This window comes from Solwaraspora sp. WMMA2056, from assembly GCF_030345095.1.
Taxonomy (GTDB): Bacteria; Actinomycetota; Actinomycetes; order Mycobacteriales; family Micromonosporaceae; genus Micromonospora_E.
The window spans coordinates 3,405,970-3,424,700 of sequence record NZ_CP128360.1; the positions used below are offsets into that span (position 1 = coordinate 3,405,970).

An 18,731-nucleotide genomic window follows, 5' to 3' on the forward strand; every position below is an offset into this window, starting at 1 on the left:
GCGGACACCCATCAGGCCGGAGCACCACTCGGCGGGGCCCCGCCGGGACCACCCGGGGCACCGCTGGGCGGCGTACCGCCCGGCCCGCCCTCGCCGCCACCCGCCGGACCACCGTCACCCGCCGGCCCGCCACCGCCTGACGGGGCGGAGCCGCTGCTCGGCGTGGTGGTCGTGTCGACCGCCACGGTGAGCGCGGCGGCGTAGCCGCCGGAGACGTCCCCGGTGACGGTGGCCAGCTGCAGGACGCCACCGTCGTCACCGAAGACGTTGTCCGACTCCAGAGTGATCTGGGCCAGGTTGCCGACCGAGGCGTCGTAGCCGGACTCGGCGTACACGGTGTCGCAGACGTCCTGCGGCAACGCGACCTGCGAGGTGGCGATGGCGTTGGCCGCGTCGGTGATGCTGGCCTCGTCGGGGTAGACCTCGAAGTGGATGTGCGGCCAACGGCCGGAGTAGCAGCCGGGGAAGATCGTGGTGAAGCTGACCTTGCCGGCGTCGTCGGTGATCTGTACGCCGCGCAGGTAGTTCTGGTCGGTGATGCCGTCGGAGTACATCGAGTAGCGGCCCTCGCGGTCGCAGTGCCAGACGTAGACGGCGGTGCCGGCGAAGGGCGTACCGCCGCCCGCCAGGTCGGTGATGGTCAACTCCAGGGTCAGCGGCACCCCTTCGGCCGTACCGTCGGCGTCGCCGAAGCTGGACCGGATGTCGCTGCGCACGACACCGCTCTGCTCCAGGACGTCGGGGCCGTTGGATCCGTCACCGGGGTACGGCCCGGCGGTCTCGTCCGGGATCTCACCGGCCGACGTCGCGGCGGCGGCCGCAGTCGAACCGCTGCTGCCGCTGCTGGCGGCGGTGCTGCCGCAGGCGGCGAGCCCGAGGGTCGCCGCGCCCAGGCCGAAGGCCCGCAGGATCTGCCGGCGGCCCATCAGGGTGCCGAGGTCGAAGCCGAGGCCCTGGTCGACGAGTTCCTCGTCCGGCCTGGGCAACGGCCGGCCTTCGTACCGTGCGGTGCCGTCCCGGCGGGGGTCGCGCTGCATCCGTTTTCTCCGTTCGTGACGACGACATGTCATCGGTGTCGTGCCTTGGCTGTGACCAACCCTGGCCGCCCGCCCCAGCAGCCCGCTGTGCCGTCCCTGTGGATCCGCTGTGCCCAGCTGCCGCCCGGTCGCGGTGCGACAGGATGGGGACCATGACGACGACAGCGGTGCGGGACCGGATCGAAGCGACGCTGCGCGCCTGGGACGGCTACGAACGGCGACGCGGCACCACCCCGGTGATCGACTACGACTGCTGTCCAGCACAGCCCGACCGGGCCGGGCCACCGCAGCCCGACCCTGCCGCGCCGCCGCCGGCCACCAGCCGGGTCGCCGTACTGGCCGAACTGACCGCCATCGCCGACGAGCCGGCCTGCCGGGCCGACACCCGGCTGCGGACCCGCGTCGCCGCCGACCGCGCCTACCTGGCCGCGATGCTGGGGGAGCGGCAGCCGCTGGCCGACTACGTACGGCGCACCCAGGGCTGCTCCGCCGCCGGCTGGACCGAGGACCACCTCGCGCAGGTCGGCGACCGGGCCCGCGCCTGCCTGGCCGACCTCGACGTCGACTGGGACGACCGGACCCTCACCCACCTCACCCGGGTCGAGGGTCGGCTGCGCGGCCAGGACGCCGCCGACGCCATCGAGCAGGCCGCGACCGACCTGGAACCACTGGTACGGGCGGCGACCGGCACCGACGCGCCCTACCAGTTGACGATCGAACAGGTCGAGGTCGACGCCTACTGGTCGTACTGGCTCGACGGCGCCGGCACGGCCGCCCGGCTGCGGCTCAACCGGCACCGCGCCGAGTTCACCGAGACCCAGGCGCGGGTGTTCGCGCTGCACGAAGTGCTCGGCCACGCCCTGCAGTCGGCCAGCTGGTACGCGCGGTGGACCGCCGTCGACGACGGCGCGGTACGCCTGCTGTCGGTGCACACCGACACCCAGGTGCTGCTGGAAGGGCTGGCACAGGCGTTACCGCTGTTCGTCATCGGCGACGACGCCCCGGCGGTGGCGCGGGTCCGGCTGGCGCACTACACCCAGCTGGTCCGGGCCGGTCTGCACCGGGCGGTCAACGACGGCGTGCCGGTGGCCGACTGTGTGCGGTGGGCGCAACAGCGGGTGCCGTTCTGGACCGACGAGGAGATCGGCAACGCGTTGGCCGACCGCAGCGTCGACCCGCAACTGCGGTCGTACCTGTGGGCGTACCCGGCGGGCATCGACTGGTTCGTCGCACTGGCCGACACCGGTGGTCCGGCCGCCCGTACGGCCGTGCTGCGGGCCGCGTACCGAGGGCCGCTGGCCCCCGCCGACCTGGCTGCACTGTGGCCGGCCGGGCCGACCATCGGTGGTGTCGGAGCACAGCGCTGACGGACAGGGTCCTTCGCCAGGGGAACCCGGTCCCAGGACTCGACACATCGTGCATTGAGGGCATTTGTGTGACCGGTCCCGGACAGACAGTAGGGGTCGGGTGGGATTCGGCATAGCGTTGGCCTGCGTCCATTCAGAGCCCGGAGGTCACCATGCAGCCTGCCCTCATGCCCGCAGTCGACAATCTGCCTTACAACAACGAGCCGATCATCATTGTCGGATGTGGGACCACCCATGTCGTCAACGTCGGTGGAAACCAGCTTCCCGGGCACCGGATTCCGCTCGGGAATCCGAACACTCACGCCGACATCTTCATTCCTGCACACCTGAGTTACACGATCGACGTCAATCACGCCCAGGGGCCGCACCGGGTCGGCGACTTCTGGGTCGCCGACCACACCGAGGACCTGCCGGGCGGCAGATTCTCCGTCATATTCTTCGAGAACCTGCCCGGCCCGCTGTTCGCCAACCGCGGCTGGTGCCTGACCGCAGTGCGAGCCGCGCACCGGCTGCTGCAGGCGGGTGGGCGGGTGGTCATCCGTGCGGGTCTGGGGACCATCAACCCGGGTGGGCACCTCGACCAGGCCCTCCAGGACGTATTCGGCCCCCACCAGGTGACACACAACGCAGACGGGTACGGCGTCATCCAGGACATCCGCGCGGTGAAATGACCTGCGGTACGGGTGCCTGCGCGACGAGGTGCGTAGGCACCCGCTGCCAACTTTGGTACACACCGGTGGTGAGGGAGCCGAGAGCGTCACCGACCGGGTGGATGTCGCCCTGCGCCACATCCTTCGCCAGGTTGATCAACGCCCCGGCACCGACCATGCAGGCCACCGCACCCACACCAGCAGTGACGGCCGTACACGCCAGCCCGGCCACCACCGCACCCGCGATCGCGGCGACCTCCAGGATCGTGTCCTTGTGCTCCACCACCCACTTCTTCGTGGCGTTCGCCGCGTCCTTCACCACGCTGACGGTCTTCTTCACCTTCGTCTTGACCGCGGCGGCCTTCGTGACGGTCTTCGCCTTCTGGTAGGCGGCGCTGCTGTAACTCGACACGCTCGACACCGCCCGGCGGGTCGCGCTCGACACCTTCGACGTCGCCTTCGACACCGCCTTCGCCGCCGCCTTGAACGGGTTCCCCCAGTGCCCCGTCGGGTCGATCGTCGTCAACGGCGTCCCGTCGCCGTACTGGTAGCGGTTCGCCGCGATCGAGTCCGGCACCGGACCGTTGCTGGCCGTGTCACGGGTGTCGAACTGCCCGGTGTCGGTGTTGTACCAGCGGGCATGCATGTTCACCCGCGACGTCACCGCGTCGGTCCACTCCGACTGGAACCCCAGACTCCCGATCACCCCGGTACTCGCCACCACCTTCCCGAGCGGGTCGTACGTCGCCGCACCCGCCCAGGGTCGTGTCTCATCCGGCAGCAGTGCGGCGGAGCGGCGGTTGCCGACGGGTAGGGTGCGACCGTGCCGAAGCGTGTGGGCGGTCGAGACCGCCAGCCGACACCGGGTCGCCTGAGTGGACGGCGGGCCCGGATCGTACTACTCGCTGTCATTGCCGCGCTGGTCGTCGTCGTTCTGGCGGTGCTGGTGGCGGCGCTGTGGCCGGACGATCCGGCTGAGCCTCGGGCCCGCGAGTACCGGGACGTCACCGTATGCCTGCTCACCGGCTCGGCCGGGGTGACCGACCCGGCCGCCGCGCCGGTGTGGGCCGCAATGCAGGAGTCGTCGCTGCGGACGCTGGCCAGGGTGCAGTTCCTCGAAGTCGACGGCCCGCAGACCGCCGACAACGCGGCCGGCTATCTCGCCAGCCTCGCCAGCAGCGGGTGTGAACTGATTCTCGCGGTGGGCGAGGGGCCGGTGGCGGCGACGGTCCGCGACGCCGCCCGCTACCCGCAGGCCAGCTTCGTGTTGGTCGATGATGGATCGTCGGCGGTCGACGCCGGCAACGTGACCGTGGTGACCGAGACCGACGATGCGGTGCTGCAGCAGCGGATCCGGGAACTGGTGGACGCGGCAGTCGGTGACCCGGCCGAGGACTGAGCTGAGGACTCGGTCGGGGACCGGGCTGAGGACTCGGTCGGCGACCGGGCTATCGGCTGAGCCGGGGATTAAATCGCCGACGGCGATGTGTGGTCAACCCTCCGTACGGATGCTTGTGCGCTCCGCATGTGCCATCGGAGACTGTCCGACGTCGGCATGATCGATGTCGGACAGTTCTCGGTACACGGGGGAGGGCGGCCATGCGCCGTGCCATCGGTCGTGCGTCCCGTCGGATCGCCATCGTCACGCTGCTGCTGTTCGGGCTGACCGTCGCCGTGCCGGCCGGTGCCGTGCCGGCCGACAACTGGCCGGTCTCCTGGCTCTGGTCATGGACGGCGACCCGTCCGCTGTGGTCGGCTGCGGCGGCCGCGCTCGGTGCGCCGGCGATGGCCGGACCGGCACCGTTCACCGGTGACCATCACGTCCCGGCTGACGCGACCGACGCCGACGGCGGTGCCGGTCGGGCCGCCGACCAGGTGGCCGGCACGCTGCCGCCGTACCAGCCGCACGACCCGGCGGTCCCGACCACCCCGACCGGTGTCGCCGAGCCCGGCTTCGACGCGGCGACCAGCCGCCGGGACGCCAGCGAAGCCACCGCCCGGACCGACGTGTACGACAACGCCGACGGGTCGACCACGGTGCGCACCTACAGCCGGCCGGTCAACTACCGGGCCGGGGACGGCAGTTGGCGCCCGATCGACACGGGCCTGGTCAGGCGTGCCGACGGTCGGCTGCACATGCGGGCGAACAGCCTGCAGGTCAGCGTCGCCGACGCCACCGGGGACACCGACCTGGGTGTGCTGGCGCTGCCCGGCGGGCAACGCGTCGCCTACGAGCTGTCCGGCGCGGCCGACGTCGACGCCGAGGTCGACGGCAACACCGCCACCTACCGGGGCATCCTGCCGCACACCGACCTCGAGTTGATCACGTTCGACGCCGGGCTCAAGGAGACCCTGATCCTGCATTCACCGCAGGCCCAGTCGACCTGGACGTTCCCGCTGAACCTGACCGGCCTGACCCCTCGGCTCACCGCCGAAGGTTGGGTGGAGCTGGTCGACTCCGGAGGTACGCCACGCGCCTGGTTCCCGCGTGGCTTCATGGAGGACAGCAACGTCCACCCGCAGTCCGGCGCACCCGCGCAGTCACCCGACGTCGACTTCGCCATCGTCGAGCTGCCCGACGGCGGCCAGGCACTGCAGGTCACCGCCGACCGGGCCTGGCTCGACGACCCGGCCCGGGTCTACCCGGTCCGGGTGGACCCGACCGCCACCACCGGCACCACCGGCGACGTGTACGTCGACAGCGACACCCTCACCACCAACCACAACGGCGACAACCTGCCGGTCGGCACCTACGACGGTGGCGGGGTCAAGGCCCGCTCGTTCATCCACTTCGACGAGTTCGACGACGACGGCTTCCTCGGCAAGCGGATCACCGCCGCCAACCTGAAGCTCTACCTGACCTGGACCTACAGCTGCACGGAGCATCGGGCCTTCAACGTGCACCGGGTCAACCAGGCGTGGACGGTCGCGAACCTGTCCACGGCCAGCCACCCCGGGCCGGACATCTCCGCCCCGATCGGCTCGCTGACCGTCACCAACAACTACCCGTCCTGCCAGAACAGCGACGGTGTCCGCAGTATCGGCAAATGGGTGACGGTGCCGCTCAACGTCGCCACCTTCAACGACTGGTCCACCGGCGGCGTCAACGAAGGTCTGGCGCTGACCGCCTCGGAGACCGACTCGGACGGCTGGAAGCGGTTCACCTCCGCCAACTACGGCGGCGGCGCCTACAAGCCGTACGTCGAACTGACCTACACCAACAACGTCGCGCCGCAGGTCAACGTCCGCTACCCGGCGAACAACGCGGTCACCCCGACGCTCACCCCGGAACTGCTGGTGCGGGCCAAGGACCCGGACAACTGGCCGAACAAGGGGTTCACCTACAACTACGTCGTCTACGACGCCACCGGGACCACGACCGTGGCCAACTCCGGCTGGGTGGCCAGCCCGTCGTGGCGGGTGCCGACCGGCACCCTGGCCTGGAACAAGACCTACCTGTACACGGTCCGGGTCTACGACAAGGCCGGCTACAGCGCCGTCTACCCGGCGTACGCGTTCACGACCGGCGTACCGCAACCCACCCTGGCCAGCAACCTCAGCCAGAACGCCGGCAAGGGCTACGACCCGGGCATCGGCAACTACACCACCTCGGCGACCGACGCGACCGTCGCCACCGTCGGCCCGTCGCTGACCATCACCCGCAACTACAACAGCCTGGACACCCGGCGTACGTCGGCCTTCGGCACCGGCTGGTCGAGTCTGCTCGACGTACGCGCCACCGCCGTGCCCGACGCCGCCGGCAGCGTCCAGTCGGTGCTGGTCACCTACCCGACCGGGCAGGACATCGCGTTCGGCCGCAACGCCAACGGCACCTTCACCGCCCCGTCCGGCCGGTTCGCCACCTTCACCGAGACCCGCAGCGGCTCGACCCTGATCGGCTACACCCTGACCGACAAGGACGCCTCGGTCTACACGTTCGGGCAGTCCGCCGGCGGCGGAGTGTTCCGGCTGACCGCGGTGACCGACGCCAACGGTCGCACCCTGACCATCGAGTACACCAACGGACTGGCCAGCCGGGTCGTCAGCGCCGCCGGCCGGTCGCTGTGGCTGACCTGGTCCACCCCGGCCGGCTCGGCCCACCCGCACGTCGCGACCGTCGCCACCGACCCGGCACAGCCGGGCATCCCGGCCAGCGCCGAGACCTGGCAGTACGGCTACGGGCCTGACGACACCCTGGTGCAGGTCTGTCCGCCGACCGGCCCGAGCGCCTGTCACGGCTATCAGCACACCAGCATCTCCGCGTACGCCAACACCGTGCTGGACACCGGACCGTACTCGTACTGGCCGCTGTCGGAGCCGTCCGGGGCGAGCGTGGCCCGCAGCGCCGTCCTCGCCAACGCCGGCATCGACAACGCCCGGTACGCCGCCGTCAACCTCGGCCAGCCGGCGACCCGCCCCGGTTCGACGGCCACCGTCGCCGCGTTCGACGGCACCTCGTCGTACCTGCAGTTGCCGGGTGACCTGGTCGCGGACGGCCAGTACCAGACGGTCAGCATGTGGTTCCGGACCACCGCCGTCAACGGGGTGCTGTTCGGTTACAGCGCGGCGCCGGTCACCGCCGGCACCACGCCCACCACCTACGTGCCGGCCCTGTACGTCGGCAGTGACGGCAAGCTGCGGGGACAGTTCTGGCAGGGCAACGCCGCCGCCGCGATCACCACCGCCGCGCCGGTCAACGACGGCAACTGGCACCACGTGGCGCTGGCCGGGGCCGGCAGCACCCAGACCCTGTACCTCGACGGCGTCGCCCAGGGCAGCCTCGGCGGCATCATCATGCAGTTGCCCGACAACGCCGACAACATCCACGTCGGTGCCGGCTTCATCGGCGGCAACTGGCCGGGCCACCAGAACAGCGGGGTCAGCCCGGCGGCGGCCAGCTACTTCTCCGGCTCGATCTCCGATGTGGCGTTCCACAACCAGGCGTTGCCGGCGGCGACCGTCGCCGCGCTGCACACCGCCGGCACCCGCACCCATCCGGTGCTGTCGCAGGTGACCCGGCCGTCCGGCGGTGTCACCGCACAGGTCACCTACCAGGGCAGCACCGGCCGGGTCGCCACCGTCACCGACGAGAACGGCGGTGTCTGGACGATGGGCACCCCGACGGTGGCCGGCAGCGCCGACGTGTACGCCGCGTCGGTGCTCGGTGCCAAACCGGCCGACTACTGGCGGTTCGGCGAGGTGTCGGCCACCGAGGCGGTCAACCAGGTCGACGGGGGCGTCGCCACCTTCAACCAGGTGACCCTCGGGGCGGCGGGTCCGTTCGCCGGTGCCACCGCCGCCTCCTTCAACGGCAGCGACTCGTACGTCGAGTTGCCGCCGGAACGCATCGTCGGCACCGGTCCGGCGTCGGTGTCGATGTGGTTCAAGATGCCCACGGCCAGCACCGCCGGCAGCATCCTCTACAGCTTCCAGACCAACTCGATCACCAGCGGTGTCGCCGGCGGCGAACGGATCCCGGCGCTCTACGTCGGGGCCGACGGCAAACTGCGCGGCAAATGGTGCTGGTGTCTGGGCACCAACCCGCCGATCACCACCGCCGGCAGTGTCCGGGACGGCAGTTGGCACCACGTCGCGTTGACCCTGTCCGGCAGCACCCAGCGGATGTACCTCGACGGAGACCTCGTCGGCACACTGAACCTGGCCGGTCAGGCCACGACCGCAGCGCACGCCTACCTCGGCGCCGGGCTTACCCCGGGCACCTGGCCGTCGCTGTCGGGATCGGTCAGCTACTTCCCGGGGCAGATCGCCGAAGCGGCCTTCTTCACCAGCGAGCTCAGCCAGGCGCAGGTCACCGCCCACTACGCCGCGTCGCAGCAGACCGCGCCGGTCGCCATCACGATGATCTCCGGGGTGGCCACCGCGATCCCGATGCCGGTGTCGCAGATCGCGGTCACCGGACCCACCGGCGAAACGGTGTCCTACAGCTACGACCTGGTCAACGGCGGCCGGCCGGTGGCGCAGACCGACGCGCTCGGCAACGTCACCAAGTTCGGCTACGACGTCGGCGGCTACAGCAGTCTCGTCTACGACCCCCGTGGCGTGTGGTCGCAGACGTTCCAGGACGTCCGCGGCAACACCAAGCAGAGCGTCAGCTGTCAGGACCAGTCGGCGAACAAATGCTCGTCGGTGTACTACACCTACTATCCGGACGCGACGACCACGACGCTGACCCCGGACGCCCGCAACGACCTGCTGCTCACCGTCCGCGACGGCCGGTCGACGTCGGAGACCGACAACACGTACCGCACGTCGTACGCCTACGACACCCGGGGCAACCAGACGACCATCACCGACCCGCTGGGCCGGGTCACCACCACCGGCTACACCGACGGCACCAGCACCCCCGCGTACGGCGGTGGGATCGCCCCGGCGGGCCTGCCGACCCGGGTCACCACCCCGGGCGGCGCGGTGCAGACCGTCGAGTACTACGCCAACGGCGACCTCGCCCAGGTCACCGACCCGGGCGGCAAGGTCACCCGGTTCACGTACGACGGGTTGGGTCGCACCCTGACCGAGACGGAGCTCAGCGACACCTTCCCGGCCGGGCTGACCACGACCTACACCTACGACGCCGCCGGCCGGGTGGCGACCGAGACCGCCCCGGCGGTCACCAACCGGGTCACCGGCGCGGTGCACACCGCCCGCACCACCTACGGCTACGACGCCGACGGCAACGTCCTCACCGAGACCACCGCCGACCTGACCGGCGGCGACTCGCCCCGCACCGAGCAGCACACCTACAACCAGTACGGCCAGCAGGTCACCTCCACCACCCCCGGCGGCACGGTCACCACCCTCGGCTACGACGCGTACGGCCGGGTCGTCACCGAGACCGACCACGACGGCGGCGTCACCACCAATGAGTACGACGCCGAAGGCAACCTGCTGACCACGACGGTGGTCGGCTTCACCGGCGACCCGGACGACCCGCAGCCCGCCACCGACGTGCTGATCTCGGCGAAGTCGTACGACCCGGCCGGGCGGCTCGCGGCCGAGACCGACCCGATGGGCTGGACCACCGAGTACACGTACACCGACAACGGGCTGATCGCCGAGGTCGTCCGCACCGACGGCACCTCGTCGTTCGTGGTCGAGTCGAATGAGTACGACGCGGCCGGCAACCTGGTCCGTGAGGTCAGCGACGACGGCGCCACGGTCGTCACGCACACGTTCGACGCCGCCGGGCGGCAGACGTCGACCACCGTCGACCCGGACGGGCTCAAGCGCACCACCCACTACGGCTACGACGCCGACGACAACGTGGTCACCGAGCGGCAGACCGACGCCGGTGGTGCCACGGTCGGCTTCTCCGAAACCCTGTACGACCCGGCCGGCGAGGTCATCGCCGACACCGAGTACCCGTCGACGGCGCTGACCCCGGTGGCCCGCTGGCGGCTCGACGAGACCACCGGCGGCCGGGCCGCCGACTCGGCCGGCAACAACCCCGGCACGGTCGCCGACGGCACCTGGACGACCGGCCACGGCGGTGCCGCCGGCTTCAACGGCACCAGCTCGGTCATCGAGACCGACAGCCCGGCGATCGACACCGGCCGCAGCTTCACCGTCACCGGCTGGCTGTACCTGGCCGACAACGGTGCACTCCGCAAGGCGATCTCCGCGCCCGGCGACCAGCAGGACGCCTTCGACCTGACCTACGACCAGCCGACCAACCGGTGGCGGTTCCGCACCATCGGCGTCGACGTGACCAACCCGACCAGCACCACCGTACGGTCGACCAGCACGCCGGCGGTGAACACCTGGACCCACCTGGCCGGGGTGTACGACGCCGCCGCCGGCACCATGACCCTCTACGTCAACGGCACCGCGCAGGGCAGCTCCGCCGTGGCCCGGCCGTTCACCGCCCGTGGCCCGCTGGTCATCGGCGCCGGCAAGTGGAACGGGCTGCGCGACAACTACTGGCCCGGCGAGATCAGCGACGTGCAGGCGTACCAGAAGGCGTTGACGCCCGCCGAGGTCGCCGCCGTGCACGGCGGCACCGCGCCCGCCGCTGACGCCCACGTGGTGCGGGAAAGCTACCGGGTCGACGACAACGGCGAGGTCGTCGCGGTCACCGACGCGAACAGCCACACCACGTACGTCACCTACGACGAGGACGGCAACGCGGTCAAGACGACCGCGCCGGCGGCGTACGCCCAGTCGGTCGACAGCCCGTCACCGGTGCTGGCCAATGCGGTCTCCTGGGTCGGCTACAACACGTTCGGGGAGGTCACCGACACCCTCGACCCGTCCGGCAACTGGTCGGTGACCAGCTACGACGCCGACGGTCGGGCGGTCGGCGAGCAGCTGCCGGCGTACACCCCGCCGGGGTCGACCACCCCGATCACCCCGGAGATCACCCACAGCTACGACGCGTCGGGGCAGTTGGCCTCGGTGACCGACCCGTTCGGCGAGACCACCGAGTACACCTACGACCAGCTGGGCCGGCTGACCAAGGTGGTCACCCCGAACGACGGCACCACCCGCTACACGTACAACCTCGCCGGTGACCTGCTGTCCACCACCGACCCGACCGGCGCGGTCGCCACCTCCACCTACGACTACCTGGGCCGGCAGGTGACCAGCACCGACGTGGTCCGGCAGACCGGCACCAACCACACCACCACGTACAGCTACGGGCCGGGGGGCCGGCTCGCCCAGGTGACCGGCCCGACCGGGGTGACCACCGCCGCGACGTACAACGCCGTCGGGCAGCCGCTGGCCGTCACCGACGGGGCCGGCAACATCACCCGGTACGCCTACGACGGGGCCGGCCGGGCGGTGCGCACCACCCTGCCCGACGACACGTACACGACGACCAGCTACGACCTGACCGGCCGGGTCCTCGCCACCGCCGTCCACAACGCGGCCGGCACCCAGCTGTCGGTGGAGACCACCGGCTACGACCGGGCCGGCAACGTCGTCGCAGCCACCGACGCGCGCGGCACGACCGCCACCTTCGAGTACGATGCCACCGGCGCGTTGACCCGGCACACCCAGCCGATCTCCGGCTCCGACGAGATCGTCACCACCTTCGGCTACGACCTGTCCGGCAACCGGACCCGGTTCACCGACGGACGCGGCAACGTGTTCTGGACCGGCTACAACCCGTGGCATCTGCCGGAGAAGCAGATCGAGCCGTCCACCACGGCGCACCCGTCGGCGGCCGACCGCACGTTCAGCGTCGCCTACGACGCCGCCGGCCGACCGGTGACCCAGTACCTGCCCGGCGGGGTCACCATCAGCAGCGAGTACGACGAGATGGGCCAGCTGCTGCGCCAGGAAGGCGCTGGCGCGGAAGCGACCACCGTGGACCGAGTCTTCGACTACGACCTCGGTGGCCGGATGACCGAGTTCTCCGGTGGCGGCGGCACCAACACGATCAGCTACGACGACCGGGACCTGCCGCTGTCGATCAGCGGCCCGGTCGGCAACTCGTCGTTCACCTACAACGCCGCCGGGCAGCTGGCCAGCCGGCAGGACGCGGCCGGCACCACCAGCTACGGCTACGACACCGCCGGGCGGCTGGCCAGCCTGACCAACCCGACCGCCGGCGTGGCGATGGGGTACACGTACAACGCGTTGTCGCAGGTCTCGCAGATCACCTACGGCGGGACCGGCAACCGTCGCCAGTTCAGCTTCGACGCCCAGCACCGGCTCACCGGCGACACGCTGAAAACCTCCGGCGGTACGCAGATCGCGGCGATCGGCTACGGCTGGGACGCCAACGACAACCTGGTCTCGAAGACGACCACCGGATTCGGTGGTGCCGCCGTCACCAACACCTACAGCTACGACCTGGCGGACCGGTTGACGTCGTGGAACAACGGCTCGGCGACGGTGGTGTACGCGTACGACAAGTCCGGTAACCGGGTGCAGAACGGCAGCAAGCTGTTCAGCTACGACCAGCGGAACCGGTTGCTGACCGCCGACGGTACGGCGTACACGTACACGGCTCGTGGCACCCTGGCCACCGCCGGCACGGTGACCACGACGACCGACGCGTTCGGTCAGGTGCACAGCCAGCAGCCCGCTGGTGGTGGTCCGGCGCGTACCTATGACTACGACGCGTTGGGTCGGGCGGTGCGGCCGGGGTTCGCGTACACGGGTGCCGGTAACCATCTGGCGGCTGATGACGGGGCGTCGTATGTGCGGGGGCCGTCGGGTGAGGTGGTGGCCGGGACGGCGGGTGGGACGCAGCGGTTGATGTGGACGGATCTGCACACCGACGTGGTGGGTCAGTTCACCGCGACGGGGGCGTCGTTGTCGGGCGCGGCGACGTACGACCCGCTCGGCAAGGTGGTGGCGAGTACCGGGGTGATCGGGAGTCTGGGGTTCCAGTCGGAGTGGACCGACGCGGTGACGTCGCGGGTGAACATGCATGCCCGCTGGTACAACACCGACACCGGGCAGTTCGACACCCGTGACACGGCCAGCAACGGTCCGGTGCCGGACTCGATCGCGGCGAACCGCTACCAGTACGGCGACGGGACGCCGTTGACGACGATCGACCCGACGGGGCACTGGGGGAACCCGTTCAAGGCGGCGGCGAAGGCGGTGTCGAAGGCGACGTCGAAGGTGTCGAGCGCGACCCGCCGGGCGGTGTCGAGCGTGTCGAGTTACAGCAGCGCCGCCTACCAGAAGGCGAAGACCGTCACGAAGGCCGCCGCGAAGAAGGTGACCACGGTGGCGAAGAAGACCGTCAACCAGGTCAAGGCGAAGGCCGCCGCGGTCAAGACGAAGGTGAAGAAGACCTACGCCAAGGCCAAACAGGCGGTGAAGAAGAAGGTCAACCAGGCCAAGAAGTACGTGGCCCAGAAGGCCGCCAAGGCGAAACAGAAGGTGAAACAGACCGTCGCCAAGGTCAAACAGGCGGCGAAGAAGGTCGCCGCGAAGGCGACGCGGGTGGTGAAGAAGACCGTCAGTGTGGTGAAGGACGCGGCGAACGCCACCAAGAAGTGGGTGGTGGAGCACAAGGACACGATCCTGGAGGTCGCCGCGATCGCCGGTGCGGTCGTCGCCGGCCTGGCGTGTACGGCGGTGACCGCTGGTGTGGGTGCGGTGGCCTGCATGGTCGGCGCCGGTGCGTTGATCAACCTGGCGAAGGATGTGGCGCAGGGCGACATCCACTCCGTCGGTGACGCCCTCGGCTCCCTCACCACCGGAGCGGTCATGGGATTGGCCGGTGGTGCGGGCGGGATGATCGCGGCGAAGATCGGCACGGCGGTCGCCGCGAAGGCAGGCTCCGGCATCACCGCCCGCCTCGCCGGCGACGCGGTCGAGAACGGCGTCTCCGACATCATCTCCCAGGCCGCCACCACCGGACGGGTGGATGTGAAAGCTGCCGCGCTCGGCATGGTCCCCGGACTCAACCTGATCGGCCGCAAGGGCGGCGGAGCAGGCCCGGCACGCGCTCCACCGGGACGCGGCGGAAGCACCGCCGGCCCATCCGCCTCAAGTGGTCGTGGCGGATCAGGACCGGGATGCCGTACGCACAGCTTCGCCCCCGACACCCGGGTGCTGATGGCCGACGGCACCACCCGCGCCATCGCCGACATCAACATCGGCGACCAGGTCGTGGCCACCGACCCGGTGTCCGGAACATCGCTACCGAAACCCGTCACCCAACTGCACCGCAACACCGACCGCGAACTCACCGACGTCCAGGTCCGCACCAGCGACGGCACCTCCACGGTGGTGGAGACGACACCGAACCACCCCTTCTGGGACGAAGACCGGCAGGCATGGGTCGACGCCGGCGACCTCACACCCGGCACCCAGCTGCGGGTGGCCGGTCACGGCGAGGTCACAGTGGTGGCGGTCGAGACACGCCGGGACGAGCGGGAGATGCGCGACCTGACAGTCGCCCACACCCACACGTACCATGTCATCGCAGGAGACCACCCCGTCCTCGTCCACAACAACAACGCGTCGTGTGATGTACCGACGCTCAAGGGCTATGCACAGCAGATTCGCGAAGCGGGTGACCATCCTGCAGCAGTCAACCAACGTGTGATCGCTGTGGGGCAGGACGAGGCAGGTAATCTGGTCGCTGGATCTAGCAATGGATTTGACGCTGGACAGGCTGCTGCGGCGGATGCGTTGGGTATTCGCCGTGTACCGAGTCGTCGAGGCAGGCATGCGGAGGAGAACTTGATCGCCGATAACGATGGATCAATGTGGCCCCTAAAGCGGGTGGGAACGGATGCACGGACACCATGTGGTCCGGCTGAACACAACTGTGCTCGGCAACTGACGGATCGCGGGATCGAACACGGATGACAATCTTTAACGAAGGCGGCCTGCGCGCCGAGATCAAGTGCTTGGCCGATGAGGTCTCGACCTTGCCGTCACGTGGAAAGGCTACCGTCTTTGCGGTTTGCGGGAGGGGGCTGGCACCCCTATTGGATCTCGTTGAAACACGTACATATGGCCAGTGGGTTTTCCCTGAGGCGCAAGCTGCGATCGCCAAGGTAGAGGAATACGTTCTGGGTTTATCGGCAGGTCAAGATCATGCGGCATTGAGGGGGCGGTTGATGGAATCAGTACCGCATGGACATGACCTTGACTCTCCGTGGAGCACGTATGCGCAAGCCGCACTAACCTGTATTGACGCTGGACTTGCTGCCTCTTCGGTTGTTGATTCATGCAAGGGTATATGGATCCAGTATTCGCTTGATCCTCTGGTGAGCTCGTTGCAGTACCGAGATGAGGATATTCTGATTTCCCGAGGGGAAGTTGTCTGGGAACGGGAAATTCTAGCGGACAATTCAATAAAAAGCGTTTTTAGATTTTTGCGTAAAGTTGTTCTTAGCGTTCAGCGTGAAGTGCCTCTTCCTGAAGTTCGATATAGCGAGTTGACGGAAGAGGCGGTCGTGCTGATCCCTGCGATCCACTGATCCAAACTTGGTCGTTCTGTGTTAAGTGGTCCCAGGTTTTGTGGGTGAGCAATGGTAACGGTTCTTGGCTGGTGTGGGTGGGGTGCGGGTCAGGCGACGCAGAAACCGGAGCGCCGAGGTGCGGCGTCGATGGGGTAGTGCTGGATCGCGTAGGGGCAGGTTATTGGCACCCTGCCAGTCATGCAGTCGCCTTCTTTCGGTGCCGGGCATCAGATCGAGAGGTGCGCCATGAGCGCGATGTTAAGCGCTTACATTGTTGACTCGCCTGCGGGGCTCTCTGGGCGCGCGGTCCGTTTTCTTCGGGCGTTGTCGCGACGGGTTGACTTTGAAAGAGGGTTGACCGGAGAGATTCTTCGGCGAGAAATTGTGAAGATCTATGGCGACTCGAATGACGCGATAGTGGATCTGTTGGATCGCTTGCAGGCGCGCTATGGCGGCCTCTCCTATGCAAGTGGCTTTTTCCAGTCTGATGTCATTTTTGCCCCATCTTGTGACCCTGGAGACGTGTATGAGGAGCTGGAGATATCGTACGCGGTAGAAACGGGAAGCCCGGTTGGTGCTTCCGTCAAGATCGATGGAGCGGTCGAGGTTGGTTTGGATTATTCTGGGGTGAGGGAGTTCGGTGGCCTTGACCGTCTGATTGAATGTGATGCGATGTTCTCGGTTGCTGATGCGCTAGGTCTCGAGGGTCAACTCTATTTGAATAGCGGAACTGCGCTGATGGTTATAGAGATGCTCCGCGCCGAAGAAGTGCTGGGACTGGAGTTTGTGTCGGAGGCTTCCGGGCTTCATTCCTACTGGCTCGCTGGTGATTCGGCGATGGTCTACGCAACAGATGTATGGAATCTATTGAACGGCGGAGTTCCTTCGTTCGTGAAATTTTGGGCGACGGGCGAAGATGTTCGTGAAAGAATTGCGAGTCTAATTGCTCAAGTTCGATAAATTTTGCCATTCAATGTATTGCTTCGTATCAAAGTGCTGGTGCGATGGCGTCCGGTCTCATGGTGAATCTCATCCAGTGTCGAGTTTGAGTCGGCGGCCGGGTTCGTAAGGCTGGGCAGGGCGTTGGAAGCAGGCTCCGCTGACGCGGGTGGAGATGGTGCGGACGTGTCGGAATCCCTGTCGACGGTAGTAGTTGTGTAGTCGTGGGTTTGTGGTCCATGCGTCGAGGCGTAGCCAGGTGAGGCTGGCGTCGTATGCTCTGCCGGCGGCCCAGTCGAGGAGTTCGGTGCCGATGCCATCGCCGGCACGATCAAGTGGGAGCATCATTTTCGCGGCGTAGAGGGCGTCAGCCGGGTCGTCCTCGGGGTACCAGAGGGCTTCGGGGTCGCGGTCCGGTTTCCAGAGCCTGTCGACGTCAACGTAGGCGGTGAGGGTGATGGTCGCGGCCGGGGTTTACCATCGAAGACCATCCAGGTTTGCCCGGCGGACACGGTCGCGGCGACGGCGGACCGGGGTAGTGGGATCGACCACTGGTCTTCTGCCCGGGCTGCGAGCTACGCCTCCCGTTCGCGTCGCCAGCTCATGATGACGTCGACATCGCTGAGCTGTGCACGGCGGATGATCATTGGCGACGCTGACGCGTACGGGCTGGCCGGTGGTGCAGCTGGCTCGCCGGCACGGTGTCTGCCACTGCGGGTAGTCCGTCCGCAGTTCGCGGTCAGAGTTGGCGGAACTCGCCCTTTTCTGCGCCGTCCAGGAAGCAGTCCCACTCCTCGGGGGTGAAGACGAGGACGGGGCCGTCCGGGTTTTTGGAGTCGCGGAGCGCGTACGCCTGACCCAGGTTGGCGACCTCGACGCAGCCACCGTTCGCGGATGACTTCCTGCTCTTGCGCCAGACGGCAGTGCTGAGGTCGAGGTCGGGGGTCACGTGCTGCTCCTCGTCGGTCAACCCGTGGCGCGGGTCAGGGCGGTGATCAGCTTGGCGCTCTCGGGCGGGCTGAGCGCGGCGGCCGTGATGTGGTTGTACGCCAGGTTACACCGGCGCAGGTCCGCGTCACGTTCAAGATAGAGGCCGCCGGCCTGGCCTTCCACGTAGACGACCGGTGAGTGGATGTCCTCCTCGAAGTCGAAGATCGTGAACGCGCCGAGCTCACCGGGATAGCTGCCGTGGCTGTACGGGACGACCTGGAGAGTTAGCCACGGAGCATCCTTGACGGTGTCGAGGATGTGGGTGAGCTGGGCGCGCATCACGTCGGTGCCGCCGACCCGGCGGTGCAGGACCGCCTCGTCGAGGATGATCCAGGTCTGCGGCGGGTCCGCGAAGAGCCGTTCCTGGCGGGCGCGGCGGATCTGCACCTGCCGTTCAACTTCCTCAGCGGGCGCGTTCGGCAGATGCGTCGAGACGATGGCGCGGGTGTAGTCCTCGGTCTGCAGGAGCCCGTGAACCATCAGCGGCTCGAAGACGCGGATGCTGGTCGCCGAGGACTCCAGGCTGAGGAAGGTTGCGAACTGCTGGGGCACCATGCCGAACTTGGACCACCAGCCGCGCTCCTTGCCGCGCTTCTGCAGCTCGATCATGTCGTTGCGGGCGGTCTCGTCGGTGACGCCGTACATGTCGAGCATGACCAGCAGTTCGGCGCGGTTGGTGCCGACGTAGCCGGCCTCGACCTTCTTGATCTTCGACTCGGAGCAGCCGAGTTTGTCGGCGACGGTCGCCTCGGTGAGGTTTGCGGCGCGGCGCAGGCGGGTGAGCTCCTCGCCGAGCTGCCAGCGCGGGATGGTTGGACCGACGACCTTGGGCACGTCTGCCTCCACAGT

10 protein-coding genes are annotated in these 18,731 nt (G+C 68.5%); 6 read left to right on the forward strand and 4 right to left on the reverse strand.

Annotated elements, in window-relative coordinates:
* Window positions 1-11 precede the first annotated feature (11 nt).
* Window positions 12-1,037 (reverse strand): intradiol ring-cleavage dioxygenase, encoded by a 1,026-nt coding sequence (locus O7608_RS15635; RefSeq protein WP_289210663.1) that lies wholly within the window; start codon window positions 1,035-1,037, stop codon window positions 12-14.
* A 152-nt stretch (window positions 1,038-1,189) separates the two neighbouring features.
* On the opposite strand from O7608_RS15635, the gene O7608_RS15640 reads away from it, so the two are divergent.
* Together O7608_RS15640 and O7608_RS15645 are read left to right on the forward strand one after the other, a co-directional pair.
* Window positions 1,190-2,404 carry a hypothetical protein gene (locus O7608_RS15640; RefSeq protein WP_289210664.1) on the forward strand — a complete coding sequence of 405 codons (1,215 nt, stop codon included), beginning with the start codon at window positions 1,190-1,192 and terminating at the stop codon, window positions 2,402-2,404.
* 167 nt (window positions 2,405-2,571) lie between these two features.
* Complete coding sequence (locus tag O7608_RS15645; protein WP_289210665.1) at window positions 2,572-3,075, forward strand: hypothetical protein; 504 nt, start codon at window positions 2,572-2,574, stop codon at window positions 3,073-3,075.
* Here the strand turns inward: O7608_RS15645 and O7608_RS15650 are convergent.
* Window positions 3,047-3,910 (reverse strand): RHS repeat-associated core domain-containing protein, encoded by an 864-nt coding sequence (locus O7608_RS15650; RefSeq protein ID WP_353850568.1) that lies wholly within the window; start codon window positions 3,908-3,910, stop codon window positions 3,047-3,049. The two genes, O7608_RS15645 and O7608_RS15650, sit on opposite strands and share 29 nt — an antisense overlap.
* Here O7608_RS15650 and O7608_RS15655 point away from each other — a divergent pair.
* The 4 genes from O7608_RS15655 (at window position 3,878) to O7608_RS15670 (ending at window position 16,913) form a co-directional block, all read left to right on the forward strand.
* Window positions 3,878-4,453: a type 1 periplasmic-binding domain-containing protein gene (locus O7608_RS15655; RefSeq protein WP_289210666.1), complete on the forward strand. Its 576-nt coding sequence runs from the start codon at window positions 3,878-3,880 to the stop codon at window positions 4,451-4,453. The two genes, O7608_RS15650 and O7608_RS15655, sit on opposite strands and share 33 nt — an antisense overlap.
* A 200-nt stretch (window positions 4,454-4,653) precedes the next feature.
* Window positions 4,654-15,354 (forward strand): LamG-like jellyroll fold domain-containing protein, encoded by a 10,701-nt coding sequence (locus O7608_RS15660; protein WP_289210667.1) that lies wholly within the window; start codon window positions 4,654-4,656, stop codon window positions 15,352-15,354.
* Window positions 15,351-15,971: a hypothetical protein gene (locus tag O7608_RS15665; protein WP_289210668.1), complete on the forward strand. Its 621-nt coding sequence runs from the start codon at window positions 15,351-15,353 to the stop codon at window positions 15,969-15,971. The genes O7608_RS15660 and O7608_RS15665 overlap by 4 nt, the downstream gene beginning before the upstream one ends.
* 228 nt (window positions 15,972-16,199) lie before the next feature.
* Window positions 16,200-16,913 carry a hypothetical protein gene (locus O7608_RS15670; protein WP_289210669.1) on the forward strand — a complete coding sequence of 238 codons (714 nt, stop codon included), beginning with the start codon at window positions 16,200-16,202 and terminating at the stop codon, window positions 16,911-16,913.
* 718 nt (window positions 16,914-17,631) lie between these two features.
* Here O7608_RS15670 and O7608_RS15675 read toward each other — a convergent pair.
* Together O7608_RS15675 and O7608_RS15680 are read right to left on the reverse strand one after the other, a co-directional pair.
* A complete protein-coding gene (locus tag O7608_RS15675; RefSeq protein WP_289210670.1) occupies window positions 17,632-17,841 on the reverse strand; it encodes a DUF397 domain-containing protein in 210 nt (69 codons plus the stop codon).
* Between the two features lie 17 nt (window positions 17,842-17,858).
* Complete coding sequence (locus O7608_RS15680; protein WP_289210671.1) at window positions 17,859-18,716, reverse strand: helix-turn-helix domain-containing protein; 858 nt, start codon at window positions 18,714-18,716, stop codon at window positions 17,859-17,861.
* Between the last annotated feature and the right edge of the window lie 15 nt (window positions 18,717-18,731).